14 protein-coding genes are annotated in these 18,931 nt (G+C 52.6%); 10 read left to right on the top strand and 4 right to left on the bottom strand.

Annotated elements, in window-relative coordinates:
- Positions 1-23 precede the first annotated feature (23 nt).
- Positions 24-2,360, bottom strand: coding sequence for a TonB-dependent receptor (locus HUU59_10015; protein NUO19771.1), 2,337 nt, complete (start codon positions 2,358-2,360; stop codon positions 24-26).
- Positions 2,361-2,650: 290 nt separating this feature from the next.
- Here HUU59_10015 and HUU59_10020 point away from each other — a divergent pair, with 290 nt between their 5' ends.
- The 10 genes from HUU59_10020 (at position 2,651) to HUU59_10065 (ending at position 16,313) form a co-directional block, all read left to right on the top strand.
- The gene (locus tag HUU59_10020; GenBank protein ID NUO19772.1) at positions 2,651-3,784 is read left to right on the top strand and encodes a lipopolysaccharide biosynthesis protein; all 1,134 of its coding nucleotides are present in this window, start codon (positions 2,651-2,653) and stop codon (positions 3,782-3,784) included.
- A 203-nt stretch (positions 3,785-3,987) separates the two neighbouring features.
- Positions 3,988-7,698, top strand: coding sequence for a right-handed parallel beta-helix repeat-containing protein (locus HUU59_10025; protein NUO19773.1), 3,711 nt, complete (start codon positions 3,988-3,990; stop codon positions 7,696-7,698).
- Between the two features lie 340 nt (positions 7,699-8,038).
- On the top strand, positions 8,039-10,465 hold the full coding sequence (locus HUU59_10030; protein ID NUO19774.1) for a heavy metal translocating P-type ATPase: 2,427 nt from the start codon (positions 8,039-8,041) through the stop codon (positions 10,463-10,465).
- Positions 10,462-10,629 carry a cbb3-type cytochrome oxidase assembly protein CcoS gene (gene ccoS, locus HUU59_10035; GenBank protein ID NUO19775.1) on the top strand — a complete coding sequence of 56 codons (168 nt, stop codon included), beginning with the start codon at positions 10,462-10,464 and terminating at the stop codon, positions 10,627-10,629. The genes HUU59_10030 and ccoS overlap by 4 nt, the downstream gene beginning before the upstream one ends.
- A 4-nt stretch (positions 10,630-10,633) precedes the next feature.
- The gene (ccoN, locus tag HUU59_10040; GenBank protein NUO19776.1) at positions 10,634-12,766 is read left to right on the top strand and encodes a cytochrome-c oxidase, cbb3-type subunit I; all 2,133 of its coding nucleotides are present in this window, start codon (positions 10,634-10,636) and stop codon (positions 12,764-12,766) included.
- Positions 12,766-12,969: a cbb3-type cytochrome c oxidase subunit 3 gene (locus tag HUU59_10045; protein ID NUO19777.1), complete on the top strand. Its 204-nt coding sequence runs from the start codon at positions 12,766-12,768 to the stop codon at positions 12,967-12,969. Before ccoN ends, HUU59_10045 begins: the two co-directional genes overlap by 1 nt.
- Complete coding sequence (locus HUU59_10050) at positions 12,966-13,628, top strand: c-type cytochrome (protein NUO19778.1); 663 nt, start codon at positions 12,966-12,968, stop codon at positions 13,626-13,628. The genes HUU59_10045 and HUU59_10050 overlap by 4 nt, the downstream gene beginning before the upstream one ends.
- 7 nt (positions 13,629-13,635) lie before the next feature.
- Entirely contained in the window at positions 13,636-15,108 is a 1,473-nt protein-coding gene (gene ccoG / locus HUU59_10055; GenBank protein NUO19779.1) for a cytochrome c oxidase accessory protein CcoG, read from the top strand.
- A 22-nt stretch (positions 15,109-15,130) separates the two neighbouring features.
- Entirely contained in the window at positions 15,131-15,631 is a 501-nt protein-coding gene (locus HUU59_10060) for a FixH family protein (GenBank protein NUO19780.1), read from the top strand.
- Between the two features lies 1 nt (position 15,632).
- The gene (locus HUU59_10065) at positions 15,633-16,313 is read left to right on the top strand and encodes a sulfite exporter TauE/SafE family protein (GenBank protein ID NUO19781.1); all 681 of its coding nucleotides are present in this window, start codon (positions 15,633-15,635) and stop codon (positions 16,311-16,313) included.
- A 62-nt stretch (positions 16,314-16,375) separates the two neighbouring features.
- On the opposite strand, the gene HUU59_10070 is transcribed toward HUU59_10065, so the two are convergent.
- Genes HUU59_10070 through HUU59_10080 form a run of 3 tightly spaced genes read right to left on the bottom strand, consistent with a single transcriptional unit; the run spans position 16,376 to position 18,838 of the window.
- Positions 16,376-17,812 (bottom strand): MBL fold metallo-hydrolase, encoded by a 1,437-nt coding sequence (locus HUU59_10070; GenBank protein ID NUO19782.1) that lies wholly within the window; start codon positions 17,810-17,812, stop codon positions 16,376-16,378.
- Between the two features lie 9 nt (positions 17,813-17,821).
- On the bottom strand, positions 17,822-18,247 hold the full coding sequence (locus HUU59_10075; GenBank protein ID NUO19783.1) for a YeeE/YedE family protein: 426 nt from the start codon (positions 18,245-18,247) through the stop codon (positions 17,822-17,824).
- Between the two features lie 30 nt (positions 18,248-18,277).
- On the bottom strand, positions 18,278-18,838 hold the full coding sequence (locus HUU59_10080) for a YeeE/YedE family protein (protein NUO19784.1): 561 nt from the start codon (positions 18,836-18,838) through the stop codon (positions 18,278-18,280).
- Positions 18,839-18,931 lie beyond the last annotated feature (93 nt).

An 18,931-nucleotide genomic window follows, 5' to 3' on the forward strand; every position in this document is an offset into this window, starting at 1 on the left:
CTTGTATTTGCTTTCAAGCCGATTTAGAAATCATCGCCGTTACCGTCGCTGCGGGAGTCCTGCTTCTTCTTGAAATTGTTAAATGTATAGCTCAGACTCAATGTTACGATTGGCGAATCGTTTTTGGAATAGTCATAGCTGTACAATAAAGGCGTGTCAATCGTAGATTCCCGTTTGGCAGTCGCGAAGATATCGCGCGCTTGAAGCGAGACACTGAGGGCCTTCTTCATGAAGTCCTGCCTGACGGCGAGATTGGCGGAAAAGAACGGTTCGGTTTCGCCTTGCGAAGTGACCGATGGACCGTTATAATTGGCGTCAACTTGCAGCCTGGTGTTCTTTGAGAGCGCAGTGATGCTGTTGAGTTTCCCGTCATAGGTAAACGTATGCTCGTCAAACGAGCGCCCGTCGGTCTCGCCATTGACCCGCATGTCATAGAGATTGCCTGATAGCCCAATCGACCAGCCTTTGCGGACGATTATATCTGAACGCAACTCCGTTCCCAGCGAAAATTGACGGCCGACGTTTTCGGGTCGTGTCAGGGTTACATTTTCCGAGTAGACACTGCGCAGCATTTCGACATTGTTGTGCTTGACCCGATAGAAGCCTTCGACAGAAGCGAATTGTTTGAAGATGTTCGTCTGATATCCCAGTTCATAGGAGTCGATAAATTCGGGCAGAATTCCGGGATTTCCCTGCCGCACATTGAATCTGTTTTCCCAAGTGATAAACGGTTCAAGGAACCAGGGGCGTGAATGCTCCACCCTCCGTGTGTAGCTCAGAGAGAGTTCCTTCGTTCCGCCGAGGTGTGTTGCAGTGTGCACGCTCGGATATAGATCGAATCGAGACAGAGAGATTGCCTGTGTCGTTTGAGTTTCTTCTACGGTCCTGTCCAGATACTCGCCTCGAAGTCCGAGTTGATACTCAAACCACTTCAAGTCACCGGAAATCATGCTGTATCCGGCAGGCATGAAACGTCTGAATTTCGTGCCATTGCTGAACTGAGTTTGCTCTACGTAACTGCCGCTGGTCGTGTCAAGCTCGCTGTTGCTGTTGTCGCTGTTGAAGCGATTGAACTGCGATGACAATCCAGCTTCAAATTTTCTCTTTCCTCCCAATGGCCGCACATAGTCGGTTTTGAATTCAAGCCTTCGTCCCGGTCCGTCTTCGCGAGAGAGGATCCCGGACATCATGGACCCCGATTCTGCAATCTGTTCGGTGAGCACCTCTTCATCCCCGTCTCGGCCGCCGAAACTCAAGTCAAGGGTCAACTCGTGATCCTTATCATCAAACCGATGCTTCCAATTGGCGAATCCGTGCATGTGCTGGAACGCTCGTTCCGTATTGTTTCGCGAAATCGAACGAAGCACGTCCGCGGAGCCATTGACCGATTCAGTTGTCAGCTGATTTGAAACGCGGCCAAATGCATGCTCTCCAAAACGACCCCCGAACACAAAGCTGTTGCGGTCATTAACAGGCACATCGAGTTCGGCGCGGAGGCTGTAGTTGTCACGTACACCTACTGAACTGCCGTTGCTCGTTACGGTGGTGGTAACGTCTTCAAACGTTGTTCGCGTCAGACTTTCGGATTCGCCGGGATCCCGTCCAATGCCCACATTCCCTCCGATCGTCAATGCAGACTTGCCTACCGGCTGCGAGAGCGTGAAATCAGCACCACGCCTTTCATCAATGCTCGACCGTGCATTAATTTGACCGGAAACACCGTTTGCTCCGCGCTTCAGTGGAATGACATTGATTATACCGGTTGTTCCTTCGGCGCTGTATCGTGAGGAGGGATTGGTGATTATTTCAATTCTGTCAATAGTTCCGGACGGAATCTGCTGCAGCGCGTCGTTTGCATCCAACACGGACGGTCGGCCGTCAATCATCACCGTGAAATTCGAGCTGCCTCGCAGTTTGACATTGCCTTCGATGTCAACAGTGACTGATGGTGCTTGTGCAAGAATATCTGCGGCACTGCCCGTCGGAGCTATGTTCTGTTTGGCGACATTGATGACCTTCTTTTCGACGTGATATTCAACAGAAAGCCGTTCTCCTTCCACCACGACTTCGTCTGCCGTTAACCCTGAGGGTGCAAGCAGAATCCGTCCCAGGTCGAGTCGAGGCTTCTCCCGGTTAAGCTTCAGGTCCGCAAGCGTCTTCAGGTCGTATCCGAGAAAGCTCACTCTGGCGAAGTAGCGTCCCGGGCGAAGGCTGTCCAGTCGAAAGTGACCGTTCTCTTTTGATGCAATGCCGGTTACTTGAGTACTGTCCTGTTCACGATGCAAGATGAACGTCGCGTATTCGAGGGGTTCGCCGGTCAGTGAATCTGCAACGATGCCTGTGATAGAGAAATTGGGCATTTGAGCTTCCGCTCGAATTGACCCAAGAATGACGAAAAGTAAGATAAGAAGATGCAAAGAGAAACTCCGGGTTAGCGATACCCCTGTTAGACGCCTAAACAGTCCAAAAGGTTCGCGCGCTGCGCTACCATATTATCACAAAATTAGCTAAATTGCAGTTCTTGAACAAGTAGCGAGGAATTCTGAAGAGGCTGGTTACAAAGGCAGGCGGGTCTGGCGCCCTTCTTAAGGCTGGCTGGGCACTCGCCATAAAAGGGCTTCCGGCACTTTATGGACTGGGCGTCATCTTTGTGCTGCTGCGCGCCCTACCTGTCGACGAATATGGTTCGTATGGAGTGGCGTGGGCATTCCTTAATGTCGCGGCAATGTGTACACGCGGGTTGTGGGCCCTGACTCTTGTTCAACGATGGGCATCCGGCTCCGGTGACCGAGTCCTGGGGGCAATTGTCGGACTATCGCTGGGTACAACTCTAATTGGAATCGCATTGGGCGCAGCAGTCATGCCGGCATTGGGGCTATCCACTGTGGAAACCGGCTTAACCTGCTTTGCGCTTTTGATATTGGTTCCGCGCGATCTGGCCATTGCTTTAGGTCAAGCCGAAAGCCGGCTCAGACGAGTCTTCGTGATCGAAGCCTGCTATTTTTTTGGCAGCCTTGCCGGTTTTATCGTCTTTGCAAAGTTCGGGTGGCTGGTGGACGCTGAAACGGCATTGGCAGTGAATACCGGTGCCATCGTCCTCTCGTCCTTAGCGGGGGTTATCCGTTACCCGATCGTGCTCAGGCCGACTTTTACCATGTCTGATTACCGCGAGGCCACTCACTTCGGAAAGTGGACCGGGATGCTCGCCATTGGTGACATCTATTTCCAGCAAGGCGACCTCCTCGTTTTGAGTACAATTCAGAATCCGGCACAGCTTGCACCTTATATTGCCGCGAAGACATTCTTACGCTTGTTTGCCTTAGCTTCGCAGGCAATGAACTTCTTGTTATACCCAATGGCTGCACGATTGGCTGCAGAGGGTGACCTCCCCAAGCTCGCAAGCAAGCTGAAGTTTGCCCTCGCCGGGGTCTGGGCAGTGGGCATACCTTCGGCAATTGTCCTGTGGTTTTACGCTGACCCGGTTATTCCATGGATGCTTGGGCAAAAATATAAGGATGCAATCCCATTCGTCATCGCGCTCCTCCCCGCCGCACTGCTTGAGCCCCTGTTCAGCACCGGAGCAAACATACTGGTTGGGTTGGGTCGTCCACGTTTTGCAATTCCATGGATTGCTGTGGTCATTTGTCTGAATGCCGCTGCAAATCTGTGGCTCGTGTCAAGGTTATCCCTTGAAGCGGCTCCCTGGATACTAACCGCAAGTTACGCGGTTCTTGGTATTGTCCTGCAAATGCGGCTCTCAAAAGCACTTAGGGGAAAGAAATAGGTCAAAAGACTCGAATCTACTGGACCCGGCTTACTGCCGGGTTCTTTTGCCTGGAATAATCTGACATAACTTTATTTAGTATAGCTTGAGGTCTTGACTCGACACAGTTCTGTGCTTAACATTGGTAATTGTGGCCATTTCGAGCTTGATGCGTGCGTGTACTGCGGCCTGGATTTGAAACTGAATGAAAATGTGGAGTTTCTGTGGCCATTGGTGGTTGGTGCAGGCTTTGTGTCCTGATGTTTGTCGTGGTGCTTTGCGAGTCCGGCAGCTTTGCCCGGACTCTTGTGCCTCCCGGCAATGTCTCCGGCACATGGACGGCAGCCAACAGCCCTTACGTCATTAAGACCGGTAATATCACGGTTCCGAATGGGAGCAGCTTGATCATTGAGCCGGGTGTGGTCGTTAATTTCGCAGGCCACCACAAGTTCATAATCAACGGTCACTTACGCGCAATTGGCACAGAAACTGATTCGATCCGATTTCTTTCAGATGGCAGAGAAGGCCTTGTCCGCGGCTGGAAAGGACTTCGTCTCATCGGCGCAGACAGCTCGATTTTTGATTACTGCGTTATTGAGGACGGGAATGCGATCCTGAGTAATTCCAGTGACAGCACAGGGGGGGCGGCGTTCATCAGCGGCGCGGGTACGCTGGTCGTATTTCGTCACACTTCATTTCGAAATAACTATGCAGGCGGAAACGGCGGTGCACTTTTTGTAAGCGGAGGGACGAGTGCGCACTGTTTTGACTGCTGTTTTTCCGACAATTATTCAGCCAAGGACGGTGGAGCGGCATTCATAAACAATTCGAGCGGAACACGGTTTGAGCGGTGCAGATTTGACCGCAATAGTTCGGGTAAGGAAGCCGGGGCAATACACACTCGATTTGGCGCGCCTACTTACATAGACTGCGAATTCAGTCATAATATCAGTTTCAACAGCGGCGGAGCGGTCATGGCCTCGGGTCAACCAAGCTTCCGCCGCTGTCTTTTTCAGCGTAACGTCTCGGAGTCATCACAAGGCGGCGCTCTCTACTTCTACGACAGCCTGACGACTGCTACCCTTGATTCATGCCTTATCCTTGAAAACCGCACCCTGTTACGCGACGGCGGCGGGGCTTATTGCTGGGAAGCTTCGCCAAGATTCACGGATTGTCAGTTCATTGGCAACGTATCGGCCGATGACGGTGGCGGCATTCACTGCTACAGGTTGGGTGCAAATCCGATATTCACACGGTGTTTGTTTGAAGGCAATTCTTCGGCAGATCGTGGCGGCGGGATCAAGATTAGCCGCTACTCACGGGCTACACTGACCGATTGCATCATCAGGAATAACCGTTCGAATGGCACAGGTGGCGGAGGGGTATTCTGTCGACTCCAGTGTGAACCGGTGTTTACGAATTGCGTAATTGAGAATAATAGCTCGACCGGGACGGGGGGCGGCCTCTGTACCATTGAAAGCAACCCGCGATTCTACAATTGTCGATTCTCGAACAATGTCACAGATTCATCCGGAGGCGGAATCTTCGCAACGGACGCAGACGTCGATTTGACGGATTGCGAAGTCCGGGGGAACTATGCCCGAATGAACGGCGGCGGTATCTACCTGACACTTTCGAGCCCGGACATCATTCGAACTCGCGTCTCCGAGAATCATGCCGACAGTCTGGGCGGCGGACTGTTCATGAATGAATCCGTATCCCGGGTTGTCAATGGACTGATCTGCGGAAACAACTCCGGTCGCGCAGGCGGCGGCGTCTGGATCGGCAACTCCAACCCGCTCTATGAGCACTGTACAATCGCTGATAATGTCTCCACTGTGGGACACGCGTTCTTTGTCAATAACACACCGGGCACGCTGCTGAATTCAATTATCGCGAATCGCGTAACGGAGACTGGAAACGGGGCAACACCCGGTACGGGGTTCGCGGCCGGCAGCGTGGCTTGGACGATACGGAATACGCTTTTTCACGCAGTTGGAAATCCTCAATTCGGAGGTTCATTCCCGTCGGGCTTCGGACTAATTACAACCGAGAATGCCAACGGCACACAGACGGATGGATTCGGGAACATATTTGAAAATCCGCGATTCAATGAAGATTCCGCAGAGCCATACTCACTTCAGACCGAGAACCCGGCGAGCCCGGCGCTCAATGCAACGAATTCCGGTTTCGCAATCGATTTAAGCTTGTCATCCAGACCAAGTCCGGCCTTGAGCCTCGCTGACTTGGGGTGTTTTGAAGCAACACAAACAGAGATCGGGTCGGGAGTATGGGGAGTTCAAACAGGTGAGCTCTCGGGAGAGTATCACCGTGTATTCGGTGACATAATTGTCCCTGAGAATCAAACTTGGACGATTGCGGCAGGGACTGAACTGGAGTTTATGGGTCCTTATGCGATTATTGTCTATGGAACGTTGACGGTCGACGGAACAGAGAGCGAGCAAGTACGCTTTACTGCGGATTCAATCTCAAATTTGACATTGTGGCGCGGAATTCGATTTGCAGGCGCTGGATCATCAAATTCCGAGGTTTCACACGCAATCATTGAGCGTGCTCAATCGTGGCCAATAGATAGCGCAGGCGGTGCAGTCAGCTTCTTTCACGGTTCATCTCCAAGACTCCAGTCCTGTCAGATACGCGAATCCAATGCAACCACGGCTGGCGGAGGAATTCTTGTCGTATCCGGCAATCCTGAGTTGTTAAACTGCGTGATTGAGAATTGCAGTTCACCGTCCGGAGGCGCGGTTCGGCTCCAAGCAGGTCAGTCGATTTCAATACAGAACTCTATCCTTCGGAATTGCAGTTCTGAAATCGGAGGAGCGATATCCGGAGAAGGATCGACCATTGACATCAGTGGCTCAATACTGGAGGATAATGTCGCAGAGGATGGAGGGGCGATCCATTTGCGAAATTCAAGTTTGAACCTTCAAAGTTGCCGAATGGAGGACAATCAAGCAAGTCGATTCGGAGGCGCAGTATACAGTTCCAATTCCGAGTTTAACTGCGACAGTATGGTGATTGTTCGAAGCACAGCCGCGCAAGGAGGAGCATCTTACCTGTCCGCCAGTTCCGGGCAGATAAACCGGTTTGAATGCAGAGGTAACAGTGCGCTTGAAAGCGGCGGAGCATACTTGATTCAAGGCTCGAACGTGAACCTCTCGCGCGGACTGATCCTGGACAATTACTCCGTTCTGAGTGGTGGCGGATTGTCATTACTGAATGACTCGTCGCACGTGACAAGATGCACCATCGTATCAAATTCCTCTCAACTTGGTTCGGCAGCTTACGTGGAGAACTCGACGTCATTGATTTCCTCCTGTATGATTGCCGAAAACGGCTCCGCAATTCACTTCCGAAACGGCGCAGCTTCACGAGTAGAGTATTCAAATTTCGACCGCAACGCTGAGGCCAACTTCACCTTCCACCAGAATAGCAATGGTCACGGACCCTCACAAATTGGACTTCTCATAGCCGGGAACCACCTTGACCACGGTTCGGATATCTACTCAAATATTTTTGCTGTCGCGGGATTTGTCAATTCCGGTGCCGGAGATTTTCGCATACTGGAGAATTCTGATTGCATGGATGCCGGCGACCCGCTTTTGGACTGCGATGATGATTTGACCTTCATCGAGATCGGAGCATATCACACGCCGCACACTGAGAATCCGTGGCCGCCGGATGAGTTGTCCGTCGAGGTTCTGGCAGGCGACTCCTTAAACCTCAATTGGCGATCGGCAAAGCCTTTCCGGATGTGTAACCCTGATGGACTTTTTTACGTTGTAGAGCAGGAAGATTCAGCGGGTGTTTGGCAAACGACAACCGTTACGCCGGACACGTCCTGCACAATACCCGCTCAAGCATCAATTGGAAGAGTGACGTCAGTCCGCGTTCGGTCGCAAGTCGGACCTTAGTGAATTGGCGTTGTTTGACTCAAGCCGGACGGAATCGTCCGGCTTTTTTGTTGAATGGAAACCGCCTCTTGGGCTTGAAAACAGCCAAAAAGAACTTCGGCCACGGGGTTGATTTTGCGGCAATGATGCATTATGATAAAGAAAGTTCCGGTTGCATACGACACGGACAGCATTTACTCCAGAGCACAGATTCTGGACGCTTTGGTAAAGAATTAAATCAACAAGTTAAAAACAGACTAATTTAGTCCGATTTAGCTGTTTATTTCCCAGCCAGACGATAACACTTTTTCAGACAGCCACCGATCACTTCGGATTACGCCTCCTCAAATTCCAAGATTGCATGAACGAAAAGCGCAGAGAACCGATTGGAGAAGTGAAGCAGATTCAAAAGTGCGCACACTGTTCACTTCCTGTCCCGCCTGCGCGACAACTGAAGACCGGGGAGGCATTCTGCTGCGCAGGTTGCGAAGCAGTGTATGCGATTCTTCATGAATCGAACCTTGAGGACTACTATTCCATCAGGGAGAATCTCGGCGCAGGCAAAATCGGACCTGCGCGAATATCGGGGAAAACGTTTCAATACTTTGATGATGCTGAATTCCTGAAGAGATACGCGGAGCCTCGAGCTGAAGGACTACTCGGCATCCGATTCTATTTGGAAGGTGTGCACTGCGCGGCTTGCTCGTGGCTGGTTGAAAAGGTGCTGCTGGGGCGTGAAGGCGCAACATTCGCTCAGCTTGATTTGGGGCGCAATATTGTCGAAATTGTCTTTGACCCACGCATAATTAGACTAAGCCGGCTGGCACATGCGCTGGACAGATTCGGCTACACACCGCATCCTCTGCTGGAGGACAGCGTTGCACAAGCTCGAAAGAAGGAGACCCGGAGTTTACTGCTCAAAATGGGGGTTGCCGGAGCGGTGGCAGGAAACATCATGCTGCTCGCGGCGGCGCTGTATGCCGGAGAGTTCACGGGAATTGAAGAAGATTTGGCAAATCTCTTTCGTTGGATCAGTTTCGGGCTTGCGCTTCCGGCTGTGCTGTACTCCGCTCAGCCCTTCTATCGCGGCGCGATATCCGGCCTGAAAGCCGGGATGCTTCACATGGACTTGCCCATCAGTCTTGGCATAATCGCCGCCATGTCGGTCAGCGTGGTCGCAACGGTACAGGAACGCGGCGAGGTGTATTTCGACAGCCTTGCCGTTCTCGTTTTTCTCTTGCTAGTTGGCAGAATGCTTTTGAGCAGGGCGACTGCTCGGGCGGCAGATGCAGCCGAAACGCTTATTGAACAGGCACCGCGGACAGTTCGCCGGGAATCGGATGGAAAAGTGGAGGATATCGCTCTTGCGGCCGCAGATGCTGGAGACACTTTGTTATTTCTACCCGGTGATGTTATTGCCGTGGACGGCGTCGCCCTTCAAGCCGCTTGGGTGACGGAGTCGCATTTGACGGGAGAGTCTTATGCAGTGTTCAAGGATGTGGGGGCAACGGTCTATGCAGGCTCACAGGTAGTATCTGTACCGCTAAGATTGCAAGCAACTGCGGTGGGTGCATTTACCAGACTTTCGCAGCTTTCCGAAATGATTCGCAGGGCGGCAAGTCAGCGAGCCGACATCGTCCGGCTTCACGACAAAATCGCCGGATATTTTGTGGCCACAGTGCTAACCCTTGCGGTGGTAACAGCTGTCATATGGTGGAATATCGACCACAGCAAGGCACTATGGAATGTTGCCGCTCTGCTCGTAATTACTTGTCCCTGTGCTCTGGGACTTGCGACACCGGTTGCCTTGTCAGTCGCGATGGGACGCGCCGCCAAACGTGGACTGTTCATTAAGTCTGCAGAGGCGATAGAACGCGCGGCGACAGTCCGGCATGCTATCCTCGATAAAACCGGGACATTAACTTCCGGTAAGACTGAATTGGTGCGGTCGCATTTCGCGCCTCATTTGTCGATTGCCGATCGCGAGAGATTGATGACGCAGATTTCGACTCTTGAGGGATTTGCGGTACACCCGATTGGTGCGGCGCTCCGTCAAACCGGGCAAAAATCGCTTCCAGCCAACGATGTGCAGGTTTTTCCCCAAGGGATTACCGGAAACGTGGACGGTCAAACCATTGCAATCGGTTCGCGGCGGTTCATGCGGGAAATGGAATGCACCGAGGGGGCTTGGACGGCGAACACAGAAGGCAATGTGCAGGCAGCGCGAGACGGTCGTGTTTGCGCGGTGTTTCTGGTCACTGATCCCATCAACCCGGATGCCAAACTCGCAGTCGAGAACCTGCAAGGTAAAGGCGTGACCGTCGAACTATTGAGCGGAGATCGAACGGATGAAGTGATGCGAGTTGCGGCGGCTCTGGATATATCAGACGCCCGTGGCGACGCGTCGCCGGAAGAAAAGTTGATTCGGGTAAATGAGCTTGAGTCCGGTGGTGTCCGCACGGCGATGTTTGGCGATGGAGTGAACGATGCAGCCGCGTTATCCCGGGCAACTGTGGGTGTTTCAGCGGCAGAGGCTGCGGATGTCGCCCGCAGTTCGGCGGACGTGTTTGTTTCGCGGCGTGGACCGGCCGCTTTCGCAGAGCTGGTGACTCTGTCCCGCAATACGATGCGGACAATCAAGCGCAATGTCATTATTGCAATTGGATACAACGCACTTGGAGCCGGATTGGCCATGGCGGGACTCGTTTCACCGCTCTTGGCCGCCCTGCTCATGCCTCTTTCTTCTGTTACGGTTTTGACATTGGCCGTCCGCGGCAGCAAGCTATGAACATCCTCTATTGGCTGATGGCACTGGCGGTGATATTCATCCTCGTGTTTGTTGTTCTGTATTTATGGGCTGTGCGCAGCGGTCAATTCGACGATCTCGAATCACCGGCGCATCGAATTCTCTTGGACGAAGCAGATTCATCTAAAGATAAAGACGGGAAGTAACTGTATGGCGATGGAAACCTTTCGCTATGATTACGACATCGTCCGCAAGTTCACGATTGTCACCCTATTGTGGGGTGTCGTGGGCATGCTTGTCGGTGTCATTGCTGCGGCACAGCTGGCCTTCTGGCAGCTTAATTTTGACACGTCATGGCTGACGTTCGGGCGGCTTCGTCCACTTCATACAAACGCCGTGATTTTTGCCTTTGCCGGAAACGCGATTTTCGCCGGTGTGTACTATTCCATGCAGCGATTGCTGAAGACGCGCATGTACAGCGACACACTCTCAAAGATTCATTTCTGGGGCTGGCAGCTGATAATTGTGCTGGCGGCAATTACACTCCCGCTTGGCATTACGACCAGTAAGGAGTATGCGGAGCTTGAATGGCCCATTGACGTCTTAATTGCACTCGTTTGGGTTGTGTTCGGAATAAACTTCTTCGGCACAATTATGAAGCGACGTGAGCGTCACCTTTACGTCGGAATCTGGTTCTACATCGCGACGGTGCTGACCATTGCCATGCTTCATATTGTCAACAGCCTTGCAGTACCGGCCACACTTTTCAAGAGCTACTCGGTGTTTGCCGGCGTGCAGGACGCGCTGGTGCAGTGGTGGTACGGACATAATGCCGTCGGGTTTCTGTTGACGACACCATTTCTGGGAATGATGTATTACTTCATGCCCAAGGCCGCAAACCGTCCCGTTTACAGTTACCGGCTGTCAATCATCCACTTCTGGGCATTGGTCTTCATGTATATCTGGGCAGGGCCGCATCACCTTCATTACACTGCACTGCCCGATTGGGCGCAGACTCTCGGGGCGGTGTTCAGCGTTATGCTGATTGCGCCATCGTGGGGTGGCATGCTGAACGGCCTGCTGACGCTCCGCGGCGCATGGAATAAAGTCCGGCAGGATCCGATTCTGAAGTTCTTTGTGCTGTCCGTGACATTTTACGGCATGTCCACCTTCGAAGGACCGATGATGTCCATCAAGGCCATCAACTCGCTGACTCATTACACAGACTATACCGTTGCACACGTGCACGGCGGAGCCTTAGGTTGGGTCGGATTCATGGTATTTGGCATGTTTTATTATCTTGTGCCTAAACTGTGGAAAACCGAACTTTATTCAAAAGGAATGGCCACTACGCACTTCTGGGTTGCAACAATCGGCATTCTGCTTTATATCGTACCGATTTGGACTGCGGGAATTATGCAGGGATTGATGTGGCGCGCATTTGATGCCGATGGCTTACTTCAGTATCCAAATTTCGTCGAAACGTCACAGCGAATACTGCCGTTTTACCATACCCGCGTTCTTGGCGGATTGCTGTACCTTGCCGGAATCATCTTGATGTGCTACAACGTTTGGAAGACGGTTAGAAAAGCAGAGGTGGTGGAGGACGAAGAGGTGACCGCGCCGTCGCTGGCAAGCCTGAAGCCGGCCAATTATGGCGGGAAGACCTATTGGCACCACGTGCTTGAGGGCCAGCCGTTCGCATTTGCAATTCTAACCACGGTTCTCATAACGATCGGCGGTATTGTTGAAATTGGACCGCTTTTAATGCCGAAGAGCTATGTTCCCATTCATGCGAGCGCGGCTGTTCCATATTCGCCGCTGGAGCTCGAAGGTCGCGATATCTATATCCGTGAAGGCTGCTACAACTGCCATTCACAAATGATTAGACCCCTGCGGGACGAAGTGCTGCGATATGGCGAATACTCCAAGCCGGGCGAGTTCGAATATGATCACCCCTTCCAATGGGGATCGAAGCGAACCGGACCGGACCTTGCTCGTGTCGGCGGCAAGTATCCGGATCACTGGCATTACCTGCATTTCATGGACCCGCGCTCGACATCGCCAGGTTCCATCATGCCCCGCTATCCGTGGCTCGCTGAAAATGAGTTGAACATAGAGGATATCCAGGCAAAACTCAGAGCACAGGTAATTCTGAATGTTCCGTACAGCGAATCTGATATCGAGAATGCTCCTGCGGCCATGAGGTCACAGGCAGCTCAAGTCGGAGAACGACTTGCCGCTGAGGGCATCACCGGCATGGAGAACAAGGAAATGGTGGCGGTCATCGCTTATCTGCAAAGGCTCGGTAAACAGCCCGTACAACTTCTGGCAGGACAATAATGCTGCGAGATATGATAACAAATGCCGGTTCGAACATCTGGTCGATTATCTCGTTGATCATCATGTTCGTAGCTTTCGCCGCTGTAATTTGGTGGACATTTTCCGGCAAGAAGAACCGTTTTGAAACCGAGAGTCATCTTCCGCTACAGGACGACGACGAACAAGTAACTAACTCGCATTCTACGAGAGGTCTTTCCTCATGAGCGATAAGCATCGCGACAATAAGCCCGAAGAACTTTTGCCGGGTGACTTCATTCCCGAACAAGAGCTGCTCGACCACGAATACGACGGGATTCAGGAAGCGGACAATCCGCTGCCGAAGTGGTGGGTGCAGCTGTTTTTGATTTGCGTTGTGTTCGCGGTCGTATATACGCCACTCGTTCACATGTTCAACCTGCTTCCGAGAGACTATTTGAAGCGCGATATGGCAAAGGCTGCTCTGCTCGCTGAGCAGCGTGAAGCCGAACTCGTTGCCTCAGGGTTCTATGACAAAGACCCGGTCGCCGCCGGCAAGAAGTACTTCGGCACCTTCTGCGTCTCGTGTCACGGAGCGTATGGTGAAGGCGGAATCGGACCCAATTTGACGGACAATTTCTGGATCCATGGTCCCGACGAGGTGAACATCATGAACACCATCGTCAATGGCGTCGCCGCGAAGGGCATGCCGACATGGGGACCAATACTGGGAGAGCGGAAGATCAAGATGATCACCGCGTACGTAATGACTCTATGGAATTCGCCTCCTCCAGCGGCAGGCAAAAAGGCTGAAGGCGAACCTTACGATATGGCGACAATTCGATCCGCTGCGACCAATGCCGCCGTTGACACCGCGGCCGCCGGTGATGCCGCAAAGAAAATGTAGCTGCTAAATGATTGATTTGACCGGGGAGGGGGAAGGATTGAGCTTGGAAAAGTCGAAACAACTGCCAGTGATGAACACGCCTGAAATGCCCAGCATGAGTGCCACAATTGGCAAGCAGGGCAAGAGGAAGTGGGTTTATCACGATATCGCGAAGGGAAAGTGGGCGTCACGGCGAAAGATCGTGATAGCCGTCTTGATTGTGTTCTATCTCGCGGCTCCATGGATTACCATCAACGGCAATCCGTTCATGCTGTTCGATCTCGTCAGCCGCAGGTTCTCGTTCTTTGGCCACACATTTCTCGCTACCGACCTCTACTTGCTCGCGCTGCTGCTCGTGATGTCGGTGCTGGCGCTGTTCTGGTTCTCAGCGATGTTCGGAAGGCTGTGGTGCGGCTGGGCATGTCCGCAAACGGTTTATTTGGAAGGAATCTTCTATCGAATAGAGCGCTGGATAGAAGGCAATCCGCGGCAGCGCCGGGAGCTGGATAACGGTCCCCGCGATGATGCCTATTGGACTCGAAAACTTTTCAAACACGCCGTATTCTGGCTGCTTGCTACCGGGATGAGCCTGAGCTTCACGGCCTATTTTATCGGACCTGAAGCTTCGTACGAGATGTTCTGGACCTTCGGAGCATCTCATCCAACGGCAATGGTCGTTGCGGTCGTGCTGACTGCGTTGACTTACTTTAATTTCGCGTGGTTTCGCGAGCAGTTTTGTCACTTTCTTTGTCCCTATGCGCGCATTCAGTCGGTGTTCATTGACGATCACAGTCTGATTGTCGGATACGACCATGACCGTGGCGAGCCGCGCGGTGGAATGCGACGTGCGGATTCAGACACTAAAGGTGACTGTGTTGCCTGTAACCGCTGCGTCCAGGTCTGTCCGATGGGCATTGACATCCGCAATGGCCTTCAGCTCGAATGTATTCAATGCACTGCCTGCATTGACGCATGTGATACCGTGATGACCAAGATTAAACGGCCGCTTGGTCTGATTCGCTACGATTCGCTGGCCGGAATCGAGCACAAGGCGCATAAATTCGTGCGGCCGCGTGTGCTTCTCTATTTAGCAGTCTTTCTCCTGCTTGGAGTGATGTTCGTGTACCGGCTTTCGATTCGCGAAGTCGTCGATTTCGCCGTGGTCCGTCCTGCTGGAACCCCTTATATCGTACAGGAGGACGGCAACGTGCGCAACATGCTGCAAATGCACTTCACTAACACCGATGCGCGCACGCGTTCAGTGACCGTCAAACTTGAGTCGCCTGTCCCCGCTCAGTTGATGGTACTTGGCGAACCAATTGAACTGATTCCGGGAGAACGCGTCAAGGCTGAAGCGTTCGTGATGGTGGCCAAGGAGCACATTAAAACCGCTGCGACCGAAATGGAATTCAAACTGATGGACGGCAGCGAGGAAATTGGCACTGCCTCCGCGAAGTTTCTGGGGCCGGTGTTTTCCGAACATCATAACGGCCGCGACTAGGATAAACACAAGAAGCAAGATGATGACTGAAGCGCCGCGCACAAAACTGCAGAAATTTCTTGACCAGAATCTCTGGCCAATGATTATAATCGCTGTACTCGCCGGCACCTTTGCAATGAATGCGGTGTTGGTGACAGTGGCGGCAAAGAATCCGCCGGAACTGATGACCGAACGCTATTATGAAAAAGGTGTGAACCTGAAACAGGTCGTCAGTGAAAAGCAAGCAACTTTGCGCACCGGATGGAAAGTCACGGCAGTTGCGGCAGACGAGAGAGATCTTGTCCTTCTGACAATTATTGATGGCGCCGGACTTCCCTGCGACTCGGTCGTCGGAATGTGCAGCCTCTATCGTCCTTCCGACAAATCTCTGGATCAACCCACATCGGCCATTCTGCCGATGGGCAATGGACGCTACGCGGTCAAGGCCGCATCTCCGCTGGTACGTGGCGCGTGGGAGTGTGTCGCAGACTTGAGCCGGGGCGAACAACATTTTCGTGACAGAATTTCCTTTTTTGTGAACTGATATGGAAACACTTTCCGCTGCCATAGTTCCTGCGTTCGTCGTTGGCTTGCTAAGTTCGGCTCATTGTATCGGCATGTGCGGCCCCCTCGCGACATTGGGGTGCCGTTCCAGGATGACCGGCGGTGCCTGGGCTCCGTTGGGTTTCACGCTGGGGAAACTGCTCTCCTATTCTAGTCTCGGATTTCTTGCGGCTTCGCTTGGAGCCATATTCATGAACCAAACCGGATTGCAAAAGGCCACCGCGTGGGTTTCAATCGCCGGCGGTGTACTGATGATTCTCGCTCTGGTACTCGCATATGCACTTCCGACGTCCGGCGGATTTCTCGCCAAGGTATCAATAGCGGTTTCAAAACGTGCGTTGCGCTGGGGGAAATGGATGTCACCGGGACTGGGACTCGCTGCCGCGTTATTGCCGTGTGGAGTGCTATATGCAATGGTTGCCCGTTCAGCCGCGGCATCCTCTCCGGTCGAAGGCATGATGATCATGCAGGCCTTTGGCGTGGGAACCATGCCTGCGCTGCTTGGACTTGGCGCGCTGATACAGAAAATTCCGGCACGCTTCAGCAAGTATGGCAACATCGCCGCCGGTACGCTGATGGCGATCACTGCTTTAGTACTTTTATGGAGAGGTGTTGCCGGGCTGGCCGCCAACCACGGGCCTCCACCCTGTTGCACTCACTGACAGAAAAAGTAAAGCGGGTTAGGTGCATGCCTAACCCGCTTGTCGTTGCTGAGGAATCTAAACTATACGGTCTCGGTTTCTCGCACAAGGAACGATGCCGCGGTTTCAATGCCTTCATTGATGGCCGCCGCATCAAATCCCATTCTCTTCAAGAATGTCGCGGCGGAAGTTGATCTCCCCCCTGCCGAACAGTGAACAGCGATTTTTTTGCCGCGTGGCAGTTCGGAAAGCCTGCTCGCCAACCGAGTATGCGGAATACAAACGGCGCCTGGCAAATGACCGTCTTCGTACTCTGCTTCTCCGCGAACATCCAGCAAGAGGTAAGCGTCACCTTGACTTAATGCCTTCTCATAGGTAGTGACGGAAAGCGTTTCCAGAGCAGGCTTGACCTGCTTTCTCCATTTATCGAAGTCATTTGTGCTGCAGTAGCCTAGGATATTGTCCAAACCGATTCGCCACAACAATCGGACTGCCAACTCCGCTTGCGAGTCATGACACAAGACGACAATCTTTTGCTCCGGCTGCACAAACGACCCGGCATAGCCGGTAAAGCTCTTTGTCAATGGCGCCCACAAACTTCCGTGGATGTATCCGCCGAAGAACTGCTCCCGGTCGAGCCGGGTGTCAATAATAATAGTATCCGAATTGCGCGACAGCGCCTGCAGTTTTTCCGGTTGTATCGTCGCCAAACTGAATTCAGATGGAAGCAGCGGCGGTCCCTGCTTGTTCCACCTTTTCATCATCGCAAAGTACATCGGGGGCTCCGGTTGACCGTGCAGAATCTCGCGCACAAATCTCTCTTCACCGCTTTGAGCGGCGCGCAAACTTGAGTTGAACCGCCGTTCATAGCCCACAGTCGAATCTGGTATCGCCCCCAGTGCCTTGCCGCAAACCGAACCCGCTCCATGTCCCGGCCAAAGGTGCAGATAGTCCGGCAACTGAAAAAACTCAAGCAGCGAACGATAAAGTGCACGCGCCGACGGTTCCTTGTTTCCTTGCATGCCGGCGGCAGACTCCAGCAAATCAGGACGTCCAACGTCCCCGACGAACACGAAATCTCCCGTAATTATTCCAATCGGATCGTCCGCTCCGCTGCCTTTGTCTGTTATCATGAAGCAAATATGCTCCGGCGTGTGACCCGGAGTATGCACCGCTTCGATCTCCACATTGCCGACATGAAACACGTCACCATGCTTAAGATGGAACAACCTTGCCGGTGATTCCGCTTGCCATTGATACTGCCAGTCACTGCCCCCCTCACCCGATAGATAGACTCGCACGGAGTAATTGGATGCGAATTCCCGCACACCGCTGACAAAGTCCGCGTGAATATGCGATTCGGCTACTGCGACGATCCGCAAATTGTTCTGAAGAGCGAGCTCCACATAGCGGTCTATGTCCCGTTCCGGGTCAATGAGCAGCGCCTCTCCTGTGGCCTGACAGCCAATCAGATATGCATACTGCGCGAGATAGGGATCTTCAATTTGCTTGAAAAACATGCGGACTCCTTAATGCGGCAATTTCGGCTTGAAGTATCCATACGTCCATGCACCGGCAAATGCGAATAACAAAGGAACAATCATGACCGTCAGACCGGTCCCGACCAGTGTATAAAGCGGACCCGGACAGGCTCCTGTCAATGCCCAGCCCACACCAAAACACGACCCGCCCAGCAGATATCCGCGCCACGGCTTCATGTCCTTTGGCTCAACGTTGATCTCGTTGCCGTCTATGGTCTTGATATTGAACGTGCGAATTATCCTTAGACTGACAGCCGCAGTCACGACACCCGACATCAGCAGACCGTACATGTGAAACGATTGAAACCGGAACATCTCCTGTATGCGAAACCACGAAATTGCTTCAGATTTCGAAATGACGATGCCAAAATAGATTCCGATGGCAATAAAAATGATTTTGTCGCGTAAGGACATTTTGTATGTAGATACTTCGCTCATATTTTGCTATTTGAAGATTAACGGAAACAGGGCGTGTGTCGCAATCAACCCGCCGATAAAGAATCCGCTTACGGCCAGCAATGACGGCCATTGCATGTTTGCCAGTCCCGTAATCCCATGCCCCGAAGTACAGCCGTTCGCCCAGCGCGTGCCGAATCCCACCAGAAAACCGCCGACGGTAAGCAACAATATGGTCGGCCATGTGAACAACGCTTTCCAACTAAAGAGCGAAGCCGGTGCAAGTCCGCTGATATCTGCTATCCCGAGTTTTGCTAAGTCAGTCACTGTTTCCGGCGATATTTGCACTGAGTTTTCCGCTCGCAGCAAGCTTCCGCCGATCCAGCCACCAATGACAAGCCCGCAAACCATCAAGATGAGCCACAGCCCGTCTTTCCGCCAATCGTATCTCAGATACTCGATATTGCTCGGATATACGGCAGCACAGACATGGCGAAGACTGCTTGACATGCCAAAGACCCTCCCCCCCAGAATGAGCAGCAGAGGCACGGTGAGACCAATCAACGGGCCGCTGACATACCACGGCCAAGGCGCCAAAAGTAGTTCCATGTGGGAATCAGTTTAAGTCTAAGAAAATCAACTGCAAATAATCTGACTGTCAGACTAAGTTTACGACTTTCCCCTCACAGTCGCAATGGAATT

This window comes from bacterium (assembly GCA_013360195.1).
In the GTDB taxonomy this organism is placed as follows: domain Bacteria; phylum Electryoneota; class RPQS01; order RPQS01; family RPQS01; genus JABWCQ01.